Consider the following 14,401-nt stretch of genomic DNA (forward strand, 5'->3'; position numbering starts at 1 on the left):
GATCGTTATGCCTGCTTGTACCACTCGGCCAGGAAGGCCAGGGAGTTGTCCCAGCCGCTCGACGGCGCCTGGAGCTTGCCGTTGATCGCCGAGACCTGGGCGCGGTGGAGGAGCGGCAGGACGTAATCCGCCACCACCAGGTCGTTCATCTTGATGAACAGGGCGGCGCGCTTGACGAGGTCGAGCTCGCCTTGCGCCGCACGGTAGCAGGCATCGGCCTCCGGGTTCTGCATCCGGCAGATGTTGCGGCCTTGCCACTTGTTGGCCTTGGTGGCAGCCTCCCAGGAGACGTATTGCAGTGCGAACACCGCCGGGTCGGCCTGCGTCATGTTCCAGGTATACATCTCCATGTCGGCATAGAAATGCGGATAGGTATCCGGGTTCGCCACGTCGGACGAGAAGAAGACCGAACCGGGGACCGATTTCAGCTCCATCTCGATGCCGGCCTTCTGCGCGGCCTGCTTGATGATGGCTTGGGTCTTCTGGCGCGGCGCGTTGATCGAGGTCTGGAAGAGGAATTTCAGCTTCTTGCCGTCCTTGGCGCGGATGCCGTCGCCGCCCTTCTTCCAACCGGCCTCCTCCAGGATCTGCGCCGCCTTGTCGGGCTCGAAGGCGAAGGAGGTGTTCTTCGACACGAAGGGGGCCGGGCCGTTGAACACGTTGGCGGTGGCGCGGCCCGTGCGGCCGTAGATGTATTGCTGGATCGCCGCCCGGTTGACGAGCAGGTTCATCGCCTTGCGCACCGCCGGATCCGAGAAGGCCGGATGCTTGGTCTTGAGCGAGGCGCGCTCGCCGTCGACCTCGGTGTTCGGATCGGTGGCGTTGAGCAGCAGGAATTCGAGGTTGCCGCCGTAATCCATCTTGACCCGGCCCTTGCCCTCGGCCTCGAGCCGCTTCAGGATCTCGTCCTCGACCTGCATGTTCCAGGCATAGTCGTATTCGGCGGTCTGCAGCACGGCGCGGGCGGCCGAGACGGCGTCGCCGCCGCCCTTCATCTCGATCGAGTCGAAGAATGGCCGGTTCGGCACGTGGTAATCGGGGTTGCGGGTGCCGCGCAGGATGTCGCCGGGGCGGAACTCGCTGAACTTGTAGGGCCCGGTGCCGACCGGCGCGAGGTTGGCCGGCGCATCGCGGGACTTGTCACCGGTATAATCCGCGAAGACGTGCTTGGGAATGATCATCCCGGCACTCGACACGAAGGCGTCGGCCCAGAACGGGGTTGGCTGCTTGAACAGGATCTTGACGGTGTGGTCGTCGATCTTCTCGACCTTGATGTCGTTGTAGCTGCCCGACGTCGTCGCGGCCGTCGCCGGGTTGGCGGCATATTCCCAGTTGAACACCACGTCATCGGCGGTGAAGGGCTTGCCGTCGTGCCACTTCACGCCGGGCTTCAGCTTCCAGGTCACCGAGCGGCCGTCGGCTGCGACACCGCCATTCTCCTTGGAGGGGATCTCGGCCGCCAGGATCGGGAAGAGGTTGCCGTCGGCATCCCAGGCCGCCAGTGGCTCGTAGAAGATCCGCGAGCCCTCCTGGTCCTTGGTACCGATGGCGAAATGCGGGTTGATCAGGGTGGCGGCCTGCCAGAACAGCAGCTTCAACGGCCCGCCGCCGCCGGCCTGGGTCGGCGTGTAGGCGTCGCGCAGGGCGTTCGCCGCGAAGGCGACGCCGTTCTGGGCCAGCATCATCCCGGCCATCGGGGCGGTGAGGCCCAAAGCCAGCATCCTGCGCACGAAGCTGCGCCGCGACAGGCTCCCGTCCTTCACCTCGCCGATCAGCGCGCGCAGGTCCTGCTCGATCATGGACGATCACCCTTCTGGCTGGCCTTGGTCTGACGGGCAGCATCGCGCCCGCGATCCCGGTCCGCAAGCCACTGAAAAACTTTGCCCCGGGCATTCGGCGCCGGGGCATGCGGTCGGCCAGCCATTCGCAATTCGCGCGCCACATACGCTCCCGCCGCGCTTGAGCCGGCAGGCTCCCTGCATGACGCTCCGGTGCGAGGAGGAACCCCCATGGACAACCGCAATGCCGTCTGGCGCCAGGTCGACACTCACAAGGACCGGCTGATCGCCCTCTCGGACGAGGTCTGGGGCACGCCGGAGGTCTGCTATACCGAGGAGCGCTCGGCCGCGGCCCACGCCGCCGAGCTGCGCCACCAGGGGTTTCGCGTCACGGAAGGCGCCGCCGGCATCCCGACTGCCGTCATCGGCGAGGCCGGGGAGGGCGGTCCGGTGATCGCCTTCCTGGGCGAGTACGACGCGCTGCCCGGCCTGAGCCAGGAGGCGGGGGTCGCGTCACATACTCCTATCGAGCAGGGCGGCCACGGCCATGGATGCGGGCACAACCTGCTCGGCTCGGCGGCACTCCTGGCCGCCACCGCCCTGAAGGACTGGCTCGCCGAGGCCGGATTGCCCGGCCGCGTGCGCTATTACGGCTGCCCGGCGGAGGAAGGCGGCGCCGCCAAGGCCTTCATGGTGCGCGAGGGGCTGTTCTCGGACGCCGACGCCGCCGTCACCTGGCACCCGTCGAGCTTCTGGGAGGTCTCGCCGCCGCTCTCGCTGGCCAATACCCGGGCCGATTTCGTGTTCACCGGCCGCGCCTCGCACGCGGCGGCCGCGCCCCATCTCGGCCGCTCGGCCCTCGACGCGGTCGAGCTGATGAATGTCGGCGTCAACTACATGCGCGAGCACATGCCGAGCGACGCGCGGGTGCATTACGCGCTCCTCGACACCGGCGGCATCGCCCCCAACGTGGTCCAGGCCCATGCCCGGGTGCGCTACTCGATCCGCGCCCGCGACCTGCCCGGCATGCGCGAGCTGGTGGCCCGGGTGCGCAAGATCGCCGAGGGCGCGGCGCTGATGACCGAGACCACGATGGAGATGCGCATCGTCAGCGCGGTCTCGAACCTCGTCGGCAACACCCCGCTGGAAGAGGCCCTGCACGGGGTGATGGAGGATCTCGGCGTCCCCCATTTCGACGAGACGGACCGCGCCTTCGCCCGGCAGATCCAGGACACGCTGACCCCGCAGGACATCTCGGCGGTCTACCGCACCATCGGGCTGCCGGTGACCGACGCGCCGCTCGCCGACTTCCTGGTGCCGCTCGATGCCCGCCGCAACCCGGCGATCGGCTCGACCGATGTCGGCGACGTGAGCTGGGTGGTGCCCACCGTCCAGGCCCATGCCCCGACCGTGGCGGTCGGCACGCCGTTCCACACCTGGCAGGTGGTGGCGCAAGGAAAGACGCCGGCGGCCCACAAGGCGATGGTGCAGGTGGCGAAAGCCATGGCGGCCCTCGGCGCCCGGCTCGCCACCGACGCCGCCTTGCGCGAGGCCGCCAAGGCCGACCTGAAGGCGCGGACCGGGCCGGAGGGCTACGTCTCGCCGCTCCCGGCGGAGGTGCAGCCGCCGTTGACGATGTCGGTGGGGTGACAACCACGGGCCTTTCGCGCGGGCGGCAGGGCTGCGCCCGCGCATGATCGCGGCCTGGCTTCCCCTAGAGCATTTTCCGACGAAGCGGATACCGGCTCGTCTCAGAAAATGCGGCAGAATCAAAGACCTGGAGCACCGCCCGATTGCAACGCGATCGAGCGCTGCTCTAGGGATGCGCGGCACCTCGCCTTCTCATCCGGACGCTCCATGGATCAGATCACCCCGCCGGCCCCGACCACCATCGACGATTTCCTGAAGCTCGACGTGCGGGTCGGCACCATCGTCGAGGCGGCGCCGATTCCCGAGGCGCGCCGGCCGGCCTACCGGCTCGTCATCGATCTCGGCGCGGCGATCGGCTTGAAGAAATCCTCCGCCCAGGTGACGGTGCACTACACCCCCGAGACCCTGGTCGGACGGCAGGTGCTCTGCGTCGTCAACCTGCCGCCGCGCCAGGTCGGTCCGGTGCGCTCCGAGGTGCTGACCCTCGGCGTGCCGGACGGGGAGGGCGCGGTGGTGCTGATCGCGCCCGAGCGGCCGGTGCCGAATGGCGGGCGGCTGTACTGAGACTCCAGGAGAGACGAAGCACCATGACGTCCAGCCACGGCCCCAGTTCAAGCCACGGCCCCTTGAGGGTCGGCATCGGCGGCCCGGTCGGGTCGGGCAAGACCGCCTTGATGGAGGGCCTGTGCAAGGCCCTGCGCGAGCGCTACGACCTCTGCGCCATTACCAACGACATCTACACCAAGGAGGATGCGCGCCTCCTCACCGTGGCCGGCGCCCTGCCGGAGGAGCGGATCATGGGCGTCGAGACCGGCGGCTGCCCGCATACCGCGATCCGCGAGGACGCCTCGATCAACCTCGCGGCGGTGGCGGAGATGCGCCGGCGCTTCCCCGCCCTCGACCTCGTGCTGCTCGAATCCGGCGGCGACAACCTGGCCGCCACCTTCTCGCCGGAGCTCGCCGACCTGACGATCTACGTCATCGACGTGGCCGGCGGCGAGAAGATCCCGCGGAAAGGGGGGCCCGGCATCACCCGCTCGGACCTCCTCGTCATCAACAAGACCGACCTCGCGCCGCTCGTCGGCGCCGATCTCGGGGTGATGGAGGAGGATACGAAGCGCATGCGGGGCCGGCGCCCCTACGTTTTCGCCTCCTTGCGCCACGGCGACGGCGTCGAGGCGGTGGCGCGCTTCGTGGTGGAGGCCGGGGGGCTGTAGGTGCTCGTCGACCTCGCGCACTGGCTCGTCCTGCCGGCGCCGCTCTCCCTGCGCCGCCTCGGCTATGTCGGCGAGAGCGTGCGGCTCGCCTCGCGCTCGCGGCGCTGCCGTGCCGCCTGGGCGCCGCACCTCGCGGCGGCGAAGGGCACGGTGCGGGCGGCGATGGAGGGCCTGGACCGGCGCGACACCGCGGTCGTGCTCGGCTCCGGCCTCCTCGACGACGTGCCGATCGACGACCTCGCCCGCGCCTTCCGGCGGGTGGTGCTGGTCGACGCGGTGCACCCCTGGCGGGCCCGGTGGCGGGCCCGGGGCCGTGCCAACGTCACGCGCCTCACCCACGACCTGAGCGGAACGGAAGGCCTGCTGCTCGGCCGCCGCGACGCGCTCGAGCCGGTGCTGCCGGCCCTCTGCCGGGAGGCCGACCTCGTGGTCTCGGCCAACCTCCTGTCGCAGCTGCCGATCCTGCCGGTCGCGCGGCTCGAGGCGGCGGGCCGGCTCGGGTCCTGGACCGATGCGGAGGCCTTCGGGCGCCGCATCGTGGCGGCGCATCTCGACGCCTTGGCGGAGCTTCCCGCCCGCATCTGCCTCGTGACCGACCGCGACGAAACCGAGGAGGATCGGGACGGCCGGGTGATCGAGCGGCTCGATCTCCTCTACGGCGTCGATCCCGGGCCTGCGCCGCGGGGCTGGGACTGGGTCCTGGCGCCGTTCGGAGAGGCGTCCCGCGAGACCCGCCTGGTGCACCGCGTCGCCGCCTGGCCGGATTGGCGGCCGGCATGACGGGAGATCATGCCGGCGCGCGTCCGGGCCGGGCTCGCGGCGGGCGAAGAGGCGTCCCGAGCACCGCCCGATCGCGCCGTGCTCCAGGTCTACGATGTTGCCGCATTTGCCGAGAGCCTGCTTGATCGGTCTCTACAGATATTGAATCCACCGTGTCGTTCCGGGGCCGCGCAGCGGAGCCCGGAACCCGGAAACTCAAGCAGTAGAAGACGAAGCGGAATGAGATCTGCTTTGTTCCGAACCATCCGAGGCATTGAATTCCGGGCTCCGCTACGCCGCCCCGGGATGACATGGAGGGCGTGAATACTGCCGAACGGGTCGAACAGGCTCTGCGACGAACCGGTATCCGCTTCGTCGGAAAATGCTCTAGGGTCCTGCTCCCGGTCCGCCCTTCCGGCGCACGGTGGGGGAGGACGCACACGATGATCCGCGACAGCAGCGCGGCGGTTCCGGACGCATCGCCCGAAGACGCCCATTGGCGGCGCAACCTCGCGGTCTGCGTGTTCGGCTCCTTCACCACCATCGTGGCGATGACGCTGCTGCTGCCGTTCCTGCCGCTCTACGTCGAGGAGCTCGGCGTGAAGGATCAGGCGGCGATCGTGCAATGGTCCGGCGTGGCCTTCGGGGCGACCTTCTTCAGCGCTGCCCTGGTGGCGCCGCTCTGGGGGCGGCTCGCCGACCTCTACGGCCGCAAGCTGATGCTGATCCGGGCGAGCCTCGGCATGGCGGTGGCGATGTCGCTGATCGGGCTCGCGGGCAATGTCTGGCAGCTGGTGGGCCTGCGCCTGCTCGCGGGCCTGCTCGGAGGCTACGCCTCGGGCTCGACGGTGCTGGTGGCGACGCAGACGCCGAAGGACCGCTCGGCCTGGGCGCTCGGCACGCTCGCCTCCGGCATCATGGCCGGCAACCTCGTCGGCCCCCTCGTCGGCGGGGTGCTGCCGCCGCTCATCGGGATCCGCGCGACCTTCCTGGCCGCCGGCGCCGTGATCTTCCTGGCCTTCCTCGCCACCCTGCTGCTGATCCGCGAGGCGCCGCGCCCGCCGCGCCACGCGCGCAGCGGCGGCGGATGGTCCAGCATCCCGGACAAGCGCCCGGCGCTCGCCATGCTGGCGACCGGGATGCTCCTGATGCTGGCGGTGATGTCGGTCGAGCCGATCATCACCGTCTACGTCGCCGAGCTGACGCCCGACCCGGCCCGGGTCACGTTGGTCGCGGGACTTGCCATGGCGGCGACCGCCCTGGGGAGCATCCTGTCGGCGCCGCGCCTCGGGCGCCTCGCCGACCGGATCGGTCATTGGACGGTCATCACCGCGAGCCTGACCGCCTCGGCCCTGCTGCTGGTGCCGCAGGCCCTGGTGACGAGCGACTGGCAGCTCGTCGCCTTGCGCTTCCTGATGGGGCTGGCTCTCGGCGGGCTCCTGCCCTGCATCGCCAGCGTGATCCGCCACTCGGTGCCCGACCGGGTCGCCGGGACGATGCTTGGCTATTCGACCTCGTCGCAGTACGTCGGACAGGTGGTGGGGCCGCTGCTCGGCGGCTTCGTCGGGGGGCATGTCGGCATGCGGGCGGTGTTCCTCGGCACCGCCGTGCTGATGGCGCTCGGCGCGGCCGGCACCGCCCTGGCGCGGCCGAAGGGGATGCGGGCGTGAGCGACAACGGGTTGGTGCGGCGGAGTCTCGACATCGGCGACGCCTCCGGCGGCCGCCTCGCCGCCCTGGAGTTCGGCCCCCCCGTGCGGCCCCTCGACGCGCTCCTGCTGCACGCCAACGGCTTCAACGCCCGCACCTATCGCAGCCTCCTCGAGCCGCTGGCCGACCTGCATGTGCTGGCCTACGACCATCGCGGCCACGGCGGCACGACGCTCCCGGCCGAGCCCGCCGGGCGGACCGACTGGTGGGACGTCACCCACGATCTCATCGCGCTCCTCGACCGGCTCGAGTCCGGTCCCCTCGTGCTGGTCGGCCACTCGATGGGCGGCACCGCCTCGCTGCTCGCCGCGGCCGAGAGGCCGGAGCGCGTGCGGGGCCTCGTCCTCCTCGACCCGGTGATCCAGCCGCCGGAGCGGCGCGGGGAGGGCCATGCCGGCCTCGCCGAGGGGGCGCGCAAGCGGCGCAGCGACTTCCCGTCCCGGGATGCGGCGCTCGCCGCCTACCGGGGGCGCGGCGCCTTCCGCACCTGGCCGGAGGCGCCGCTCGCCGATTACGTGGCGGACGGGTTCCGGGATGTCCCGGGCGGCGTGACGCTGGCCTGCACCGGGGCCTGGGAGGCGTCGAACTACATGGCGCAGGGCCACGACCCCTGGGCGGCGCTCGCGCGCCTGTCCTGCCCGGCCGAGATCCTGCGGGCCGAGACCAGCAGTACCTGCACCGTCAGCGGGATCCCCGGCGCCGGCATCGCGGTCGAGACCGTGCCCGGCACCACCCATTTCCTGCCCTTCGAGGCGCCCGAGCGGGTCCGCGCCGCGATCCGGCGGGTCGTCGCCTCAGCCTGAAGGGGGAGGCCCCACCCCTTTCGGGGAAGCGGGGCCGCTCTCGCCCGCTCCCATCGCGCAGATAGCCCCGGCTCGCCCCGGCAGCCCACTCTCGGCCGCGACGAAGCGGCGCGGCGCTCCCGACCGGAGCGCCCGCCCAGCCGAAGGGGCGCGGCATGAAATTCTGGCTCGGCCTGGCAGGATGCCTGGGCGTCGCGGCGACCGGCGTGGTGCTCACGATGGAGGGCACGCCTCCGGAGGCGGGGCGCGCGCCCGCGGCGGCCGCCCCGCCTCCGGTCGCCCCGCTCGCCGCCGAGGTCACCGAGGCGGACCGGGCCGGCGTGCCGCGGCAGATGCAGGCCCGCGCGATCCTCTCCCGCCCGGCGGCGGACGCGGCTCGTCCGTGGGGGGATCCGGCCCGCCCGACCGCGACGCAAGCGGCCCAGGCCGTCGAGGAGGCGCGACGGCAGGCGGAGGCGCGGGTGCGGCAGGCCGAGGCCGAGACGGAGACGGTCCGGCAGCGCCTGGAGCAGGAGGAGACGCGCGCCAACACCCTCTCGGAGGCCGCGATGGCGGCCCGGCACGAACTCGCCGCCGCCCGGGCCGAAGTCGAGTCCCTGCGGGCGCGGGCGGCGCAGGATCACGGTGGCGACGAGACGCGGGCGGCGCTCACCGCCGCCGAGGAGGCCCGCCGGGCGGCGGAAGGCGCGGCCGACGAGCGCCGGCAGGCGCTCGGCGAGGAGCGGGCGCGATCGGAGCAGCTGGCGACGGCCCTGGCGGAGGCGCGCCAGCGGGTCGCCATGCTGGAGACCACCGCCGAGGCCGCGCAGGCCGCCCTCCAGGCCCAGACGGCCTCGGCGGCGCGCGAGCGGGCGATGATGCGGGCCGGCCTGCGCCGCCTCGCCGTGGCGCTCCGTGCCGCCCAGGTCGCCCGGTCGGAGGCCAGTGCCCGCATCGTGGAGGTGGCCGGCGAGCGCGACCGGGCCGAGCAGGGCCGCGTCTCCGCCGAGCGGGCCGGAGCCGAGGCGCGCGGGCGCCTCGACCGCCTGAGGGAAGGCCTCGACCGTGCGGCCGTCGCCCAATCCCAGGGTACCAAGTCCCAAGGCACCAGGTCCCAGGGTCCGAAGTCGCAGGAGGCGAGGGGCGCCGCGCCCTCGCTGGTGTTCCAGACCCGTCCCGGCGCGGCCGCGCGAGGCGGTCTGCAGGGGGTCGGCACCGCCTTCGCGACGCCGGAGACGTTCGACGAGGAGCGGCTGCTGGCGCGGGTCGCCGTCCTGCTCGGGCGCGGCGACATCAGCGGGGCGCGGCTCTTCCTCACCCTCGGCGTCCGGAGCGGCAGCGCCCGGGCGACGGCGCTCCTCGCCGAGACCTACGACCCCGACAGGCTCGCCGCCCTGCAGGTCCTCGGCATGCGCGGCGATCCGGAGAAGGCGAGCGCGCTGTACCGGCAGGCCCAGGACGGTCGGGAGGACGAGACCCGGGTCGTCGCCGAGAGCCCCGCCGTCCCGGCCCATCGGCGGCCGGCCGGCTGGACCAACCCGGTCCGCCAGGCCGGCCTGCCGGGCCCCGTGGTGGATCCGGTCCTGGACCGGGTGCTCGCCCCCTTCGTGCCCTCCCTGGCCGCCCCGTGGGGCGGCGAGTGACCCTTGCGGCGCCGCCCGATCGCGCTGCGATCGGACAGCGCCCCAGGTCTTTGCTTCTGCCGCATCTTCTTCGACGAACCGATATCAGCTTCGCCGAAAAATGCCTTCAGCAAGCGAAATGTTGTCATGCCAACGTTTCGTCTTCTGAGAATCTTGTTTTGTCGCAAACTTTTATCGCCAAACCGGCAACCACCTTTGCGAAATCTGCCTAGCGCCCTACGTCACCGGAGACAGTGCATGACCCGCCGCGCCGCATTGTGGCTCGCCCTCCTGCTGCCCTGGTCGGTCCCGGAGGCCACCGCCCAGATCGCCGACTTCCCGTCCGCCGTCGCGCCGGCGCCGGCGCCGGCCCGGCCCGCCCGCGCCGCCGCGCCCCGGCCGAAGGCGCAGGCCCCCGCGCCGCGGGAGAGCGCCGAGGACGTGGCGTTCGGCAGCCACCTCAACGCCAACACCGTGGCGGTGATCTCCGGCACCCCCGGCGGCACCTATTTCCGCATGGCGAGCGACCTCGCCTTCGTGCTCGACGGCATTGACGACCTGCGGGTGCTGCCGGTGATGGGCAAGGGGGCGGGGCAGAACGCCTACGACCTGCGCTACCTGCGCGGCATCGATATCGGCTTCGTGCGCACCGATTCGCTCGACCAGCTGCGCAGGGACAAGCGGGTCGGCAACGCCCAGTCGCACATCGCCTATATCGCCCGGCTGTTCAACGACGAGTTGCACGTGGTCGCCCCGCGGGAGATCACCGACATCCGCCAGCTCGCCGGCCGGAAGGTGAGCTTCGACGTGCGCGGCAGCGGCACCGACGTGTCGGGACGGGCCATGTTCGCCGGGATCGGCCTCGGCGTCGATCCGGTCAATGTCGACCAGCCGGCGGCGCTGGCGATGCTGGAGCGCGGCGAGATCGCCGCGATGGTGTCGGTGGCGGCGAAGCCCGTGGCGGTGCTGGCCGAGTTCCAGGGCGGCGACCGCTTCCACCTGCTCGACGTCCCCTTCGCGGGCGCCGCCGCCGAGAGCTACATGCCGGCCGAGCTCACCCACGCCGACTACCCGCTCCTCGCCCCCGAGGGAGCGCCGGTGCGCACGCTCGCGGTCGGCACCATCCTGGCGGCCTATAACTGGCCGAAGGGCAGCGAGCGCTACAACCGCATCGCCCGGTTCGTCGACGCCTTCTTCGGCCAGTACGACGCCTTCCTGAAACCGCCCCGCCACCCGAAATGGCGCGAGGTGAACCTGACCGCCGAGGTGCCCGACTGGACCCGCTTCCCCGCCGCCAAGGACTGGCTGGAGCACCGCGGCGGCCCGGCCCCGAAGGTCGCGGCGGCGGCCGGCGAGGTGGCGCAGTTCCTGGCCCAGCGCCGGGGGGCGGGTGAGGTGGACCGCGACCAGCTGTATCAGGAATTCCTGAAGTGGCGGGACGGGCGGGGGCGGTGAGGAGACGATTGCTCCTCCCAAACCGCTCAGGCTGATTCCCTCGACAGGTTTCCCGCCCTCCGGGTCCATCCCGGGCCCGCGCAGCGGAACCCGGAATCCAGACACACCCTGGTATCATGCTCCTGTCCACGGAGCGTCGATCGCTGTCCGAACACAACGGCGCCGGCCCCTTTCGGGACCGGCGCCGTCTTTTCGTCGGTCCTCTTAAAGTCCGGCTCAGAGCGGCCGCTTCAGCATCCGGGCCACCAGGCCCAGGATCCCCTCGCGGAACACCAGCACGCAGACCACGAAGACCACGCCCTGGATGATCGTCACCCAGGCGCCGAACTGCGCCAGGTAATTCTCCATCGCGATGATGACGAAGGAGCCGAGGATCGGGCCGAACACCGTGCCCATGCCGCCGACCAGCGTCATCAGCACCACCTCGCCCGACATCGACCAGTGCACGTCGGTGAGCGAGGCGAGCTGGAACACGATCGCCTTGGTCGAGCCGGCGAGGCCCGCGAGCGTGGTCGAGAGCACGAAGACCGCGAGCTTGTACTGGTTGGCGCGGTAGCCGAGCGAGATCGCGCGGGGCTCGTTGTCGCGGATCGCCTTCAGCACCTGGCCGAAGGGCGAGTGGATGATGCGGTAGATCAGCAGCAGGCCGAGGAAGAAGATCACCGCGACGAGCGCGTAGAGCACCCGGTCGTCGGCGAGGCTGATGAGTCCGAACAGGTAGCCGCGCGGCACCGCCTGGATGCCGTCCTCGCCGCCGGTGAACTTCGCCTGCAGCGAGAAGAAGAACACCATCTGGGCGAGCGCCAGGGTGATCATCGAGAAGTAGATGCCCTGGCGGCGGATCGCCAGCGCGCCGAAGACGAGGCCGAGCAGGGCCGCCATCAGGGTGCCGCCCAGGATGGCGAGTTCCGGCGTCAGGCCCCAGACCTTGGCGGTGTAGGCGGTGACGTAGCTCGCCATGCCGAAATAGGCGGCGTGGCCGAAGGACAGGAGGCCGCCGTAGCCGAGCAGCAGGTTGAAGGCCAGCGCGAACAGCGCGAAGCACAACACCTTCATCAGGAAGACGGGATAGAGCACGAAGGGCAGCACCGCGAGCAGGACCGCGATGATGACGAAGACGAGGCGGTGAAACGCCTTGGCGTCCCTGCCCTCGGGCATGACGGTGGCGATCGGGGAGGCGTCGGTGGACGCCGCGGCGGAGGACATTGGGGGCGTTCCTTCAGGCGAGGCGGTCAGGCGGTGCGGCCGAACAGGCCGGCGGGCTTCACCAGCAGCACCAGCACCATGATGACGAAGATCACGGTCGAGGAGGCTTCCGGATAGAACACCTTGGTGAGGCCCTCGACCAGCCCGAGGGTGAAGCCGGTGACGATCGAGCCGAGGATCGACCCCATGCCGCCGATCACCACGACCGCGAAAACCACGATGATGATGTCGGCGCCCATGTTCGGGTTCACCGAGTAGACCGGCGCGGCGAGCACGCCCGCGAAGGCGGCGAGCGCGACGCCGAAGCCGTAGGTGAGGGTCAGGAGCAGGGGCACGTTCACGCCGAAGGCCTGGACCAGGGTCGGGTTCTCGGTCGCGGCCCGGAGATATGCGCCGAGCTTGGTCTTCTCGATGACGAGCCAGGTGGCGATGCAGACGACGAGCGAGGCGACCACGACCCAGCCGCGGTAGTTCGGCAGGAACATGAAGGGCAGGCGCTGGCCGCCCGAGAGCTCGGAGGGAATCGCGTAGGGCAGGCCCGACACGCCGTACTCGTTGCGGAACAGGCCCTGGATGATGAGCGCCAGGCCGAAGGTCAGGAGCAGGCCGTAGAGGTGGTCGAGCTTGTAGAGCCGCGAGATCAGCAGCCGCTCGAGGATCACCCCGAAGATGCCGACGACGATCGGCGCCAGGATCAGCGCCCACCAGTAGCCGAGCCCGGCGTAGTTCAGCATCATCCAGGCGACGAAGGCGCCCATCATGTACTGCGCGCCGTGGGTGAAGTTGATGATGTTCAACAGGCCGAAGATGATCGCCAGCCCGAGCGACAGGATGGCGTAGAACGAGCCGTTGATGAGGCCGAGCAGGAGCTGGCCGAAGAGCGCCTGCATGGGGACGCCGAGGATCGTGGGCATGGGGTCTGGCGACTCGCGTGGGGACCGGGCCGGGTTCGGGTGGGCCGGCGGCGCTCAGGAAGCGCCGCCGGGGTCGCGTCGGGCGATCAGCTCTTGTTCACCAGCGGGCAGTTGCCCTGGTTGAGGGGCCGGAACGCCTCGTTGCCGGGGATCGTCGCCAGCGTCTTGTAGAGGTCCCACGGGCCCTTCGACTCGGCCGGCTTCTTGACCTCGAACAGGTACATGTCGTGGATCGTGCGGCCGTCGGCCCGGATGTTGCCCTTGCCGAAGAGCGGGTCGTCGGTCGGGATCTCCTTCATCTTCGCCACGACCTTGGACCCGTCGGAGGCCGACTTCAGCGCCTCGACCGCCTTGAGGTAGTGAAGCACGCTCGCGTAGACGCCGGCCTGCACGGCGGTCGGCTTCTTGCCGCCGGCGAGCTTGGCGAAGCGGTCGGAGAAGGCGCGGGTGCCGTCGTTGAGGTCCCAGTAGAACGGCTCGGTCAGCACCAGGCCTTGCGCCACCTTCGGGGTCAGGGCGTGGATGTCGGAGGAGAAGATCAGCAGGCCGGCGATGGCCTGGCCGCCCTCGGTGATGCCGAACTCCGCCGCCTGCTTGATGGCGTTGATGGTGTCGCCGCCGGCATTGGCCAGCCCGATCACCTTGGCGCCGGACCCTTGCGCCTGGAGCAGGAAGGACGAGAAGTCGGCGGTCGGGAACGGCGTCTTGACCGCGCCGACCACCTTGCCGCCGTTCTTGGTCACGACCTCGGAGGTGTCGCGCTGCAGGGCCTGGCCGAAGGCGTAGTCGGCGGTGAGGAAGAACCAGGTGGTGCCGCCGCGCTTGACCATGGCGCCGCCGGTGCCGTTGGCCAGCGCCACCGTGTCGTAGGTCCAGTGCACGGTATTGGGCGAGCATTGCGGCCCGGTGAGGTCGGCGGTGCCGGCGCCCGAATTGATGAAGGCCTTGTTCTTCTCGCGCGTCACCTGGTTGATGGCCAGCGCCACCGACGAGGTCGGCACGTCGAAGATCGCATCGACGCCGTCGCGATCGTACCATTGCCGGGCGATCGAGGCGCCGACATCCGGCTTGTTCTGGTGGTCCGCGGCGACGATCTCGACCTTCAGGCCCTTCTCGGCGGCCTTGAAGTCCTCCACCGCCATGCGGGCGGCGGCGACCGAGCCCTCGCCCGAGATGTCGGCGTAGACGCCCGAGCGGTCGTTCAGCACGCCGATCTTCACCGGCGTCTGCGCCAACGCTTGGCTGGCGGCGACGGCGCAGAGGGCACTGGCGAGCAACAACCGTTTCAGCATCAAACATCCTCCCTGTG

General features: G+C 70.8%; 12 protein-coding genes. 8 read left to right on the plus strand and 4 right to left on the minus strand.

Translation table 11 applies throughout. The annotated features are described in order from the left end of the window. Positions 1-5: 5 nt before the first annotated feature. The gene (locus tag G4G93_RS21725; protein WP_165087083.1) at positions 6-1,799 is read right to left on the minus strand and encodes a peptide ABC transporter substrate-binding protein; all 1,794 of its coding nucleotides are present in this window, start codon (positions 1,797-1,799) and stop codon (positions 6-8) included. Between the two features lie 210 nt (positions 1,800-2,009). Here G4G93_RS21725 and G4G93_RS21730 point away from each other — a divergent pair, with 210 nt between their 5' ends. The 8 genes from G4G93_RS21730 (at position 2,010) to G4G93_RS21765 (ending at position 10,972) form a co-directional block, all read left to right on the plus strand. Next, entirely contained in the window at positions 2,010-3,428 is a 1,419-nt protein-coding gene (locus G4G93_RS21730) for a M20 family metallopeptidase (protein ID WP_165087085.1), read from the plus strand. A gap of 207 nt (positions 3,429-3,635) precedes the next feature. Beyond that, on the plus strand, positions 3,636-3,992 hold the full coding sequence (locus G4G93_RS21735; protein WP_165087087.1) for a tRNA-binding protein: 357 nt from the start codon (positions 3,636-3,638) through the stop codon (positions 3,990-3,992). Positions 3,993-4,015: 23 nt separating this feature from the next. Continuing rightward, positions 4,016-4,645, plus strand: a complete 630-nt coding sequence (gene ureG / locus G4G93_RS21740; protein ID WP_165087088.1) for an urease accessory protein UreG — start codon at positions 4,016-4,018, stop codon at positions 4,643-4,645. Next, positions 4,646-5,425: a hypothetical protein gene (locus tag G4G93_RS21745; protein ID WP_165087090.1), complete on the plus strand. Its 780-nt coding sequence runs from the start codon at positions 4,646-4,648 to the stop codon at positions 5,423-5,425. Positions 5,426-5,847: 422 nt separating this feature from the next. Further along, positions 5,848-7,074 (plus strand): MFS transporter, encoded by a 1,227-nt coding sequence (locus G4G93_RS21750; protein WP_165087091.1) that lies wholly within the window; start codon positions 5,848-5,850, stop codon positions 7,072-7,074. Then, positions 7,071-7,916 carry an alpha/beta fold hydrolase gene (locus G4G93_RS21755; protein ID WP_165087093.1) on the plus strand — a complete coding sequence of 282 codons (846 nt, stop codon included), beginning with the start codon at positions 7,071-7,073 and terminating at the stop codon, positions 7,914-7,916. The genes G4G93_RS21750 and G4G93_RS21755 overlap by 4 nt, the downstream gene beginning before the upstream one ends. A gap of 155 nt (positions 7,917-8,071) precedes the next feature. Next, complete coding sequence (locus G4G93_RS21760; protein ID WP_165087094.1) at positions 8,072-9,538, plus strand: hypothetical protein; 1,467 nt, start codon at positions 8,072-8,074, stop codon at positions 9,536-9,538. A gap of 237 nt (positions 9,539-9,775) precedes the next feature. After that, on the plus strand, positions 9,776-10,972 hold the full coding sequence (locus G4G93_RS21765) for a TAXI family TRAP transporter solute-binding subunit (protein WP_165087096.1): 1,197 nt from the start codon (positions 9,776-9,778) through the stop codon (positions 10,970-10,972). Positions 10,973-11,188: 216 nt separating this feature from the next. Here G4G93_RS21765 and G4G93_RS21770 read toward each other — a convergent pair whose 3' ends face one another. The 3 genes from G4G93_RS21770 to G4G93_RS21780 all read right to left on the minus strand — a co-directional run bounded on the left by G4G93_RS21770 (position 11,189) and on the right by G4G93_RS21780 (position 14,384). Continuing rightward, positions 11,189-12,178 (minus strand): branched-chain amino acid ABC transporter permease, encoded by a 990-nt coding sequence (locus tag G4G93_RS21770; protein ID WP_165087097.1) that lies wholly within the window; start codon positions 12,176-12,178, stop codon positions 11,189-11,191. A gap of 26 nt (positions 12,179-12,204) precedes the next feature. Next, entirely contained in the window at positions 12,205-13,092 is an 888-nt protein-coding gene (locus tag G4G93_RS21775; protein ID WP_165087099.1) for a branched-chain amino acid ABC transporter permease, read from the minus strand. Between the two features lie 86 nt (positions 13,093-13,178). Beyond that, on the minus strand, positions 13,179-14,384 hold the full coding sequence (locus G4G93_RS21780) for an ABC transporter substrate-binding protein (RefSeq protein ID WP_165087100.1): 1,206 nt from the start codon (positions 14,382-14,384) through the stop codon (positions 13,179-13,181). Between the last annotated feature and the right edge of the window lie 17 nt (positions 14,385-14,401).

The organism is Methylobacterium sp. DB0501 (assembly GCF_011043735.1).
GTDB classification, from domain to species: Bacteria; Pseudomonadota; Alphaproteobacteria; order Rhizobiales; family Beijerinckiaceae; genus Methylobacterium; species Methylobacterium alsaeris.

Excerpts from the sequence above, each read along its gene's own strand:
- G4G93_RS21770 (WP_165087097.1), bottom strand. The coding sequence starts at position 12,178 with ATGTCCTCCGCCGCGGCGTCCACCGACGCCTCCCCGATCGCCACCGTC.
- G4G93_RS21725 (WP_165087083.1), bottom strand. The coding sequence starts at position 1,799 with ATGATCGAGCAGGACCTGCGCGCGCTGATCGGCGAGGTGAAGGACGGG.
- G4G93_RS21765 (WP_165087096.1), top strand. The coding sequence starts at position 9,776 with ATGACCCGCCGCGCCGCATTGTGGCTCGCCCTCCTGCTGCCCTGGTCG.
- G4G93_RS21730 (WP_165087085.1), top strand. The coding sequence starts at position 2,010 with ATGGACAACCGCAATGCCGTCTGGCGCCAGGTCGACACTCACAAGGAC.
- G4G93_RS21775 (WP_165087099.1), bottom strand. The coding sequence starts at position 13,092 with ATGCCCACGATCCTCGGCGTCCCCATGCAGGCGCTCTTCGGCCAGCTC.
- ureG (WP_165087088.1), top strand. The coding sequence starts at position 4,016 with ATGACGTCCAGCCACGGCCCCAGTTCAAGCCACGGCCCCTTGAGGGTC.
- G4G93_RS21735 (WP_165087087.1), top strand. The coding sequence starts at position 3,636 with ATGGATCAGATCACCCCGCCGGCCCCGACCACCATCGACGATTTCCTG.
- G4G93_RS21760 (WP_165087094.1), top strand. The coding sequence starts at position 8,072 with ATGAAATTCTGGCTCGGCCTGGCAGGATGCCTGGGCGTCGCGGCGACC.
- G4G93_RS21780 (WP_165087100.1), bottom strand. The coding sequence starts at position 14,384 with ATGCTGAAACGGTTGTTGCTCGCCAGTGCCCTCTGCGCCGTCGCCGCC.
- G4G93_RS21750 (WP_165087091.1), top strand. The coding sequence starts at position 5,848 with ATGATCCGCGACAGCAGCGCGGCGGTTCCGGACGCATCGCCCGAAGAC.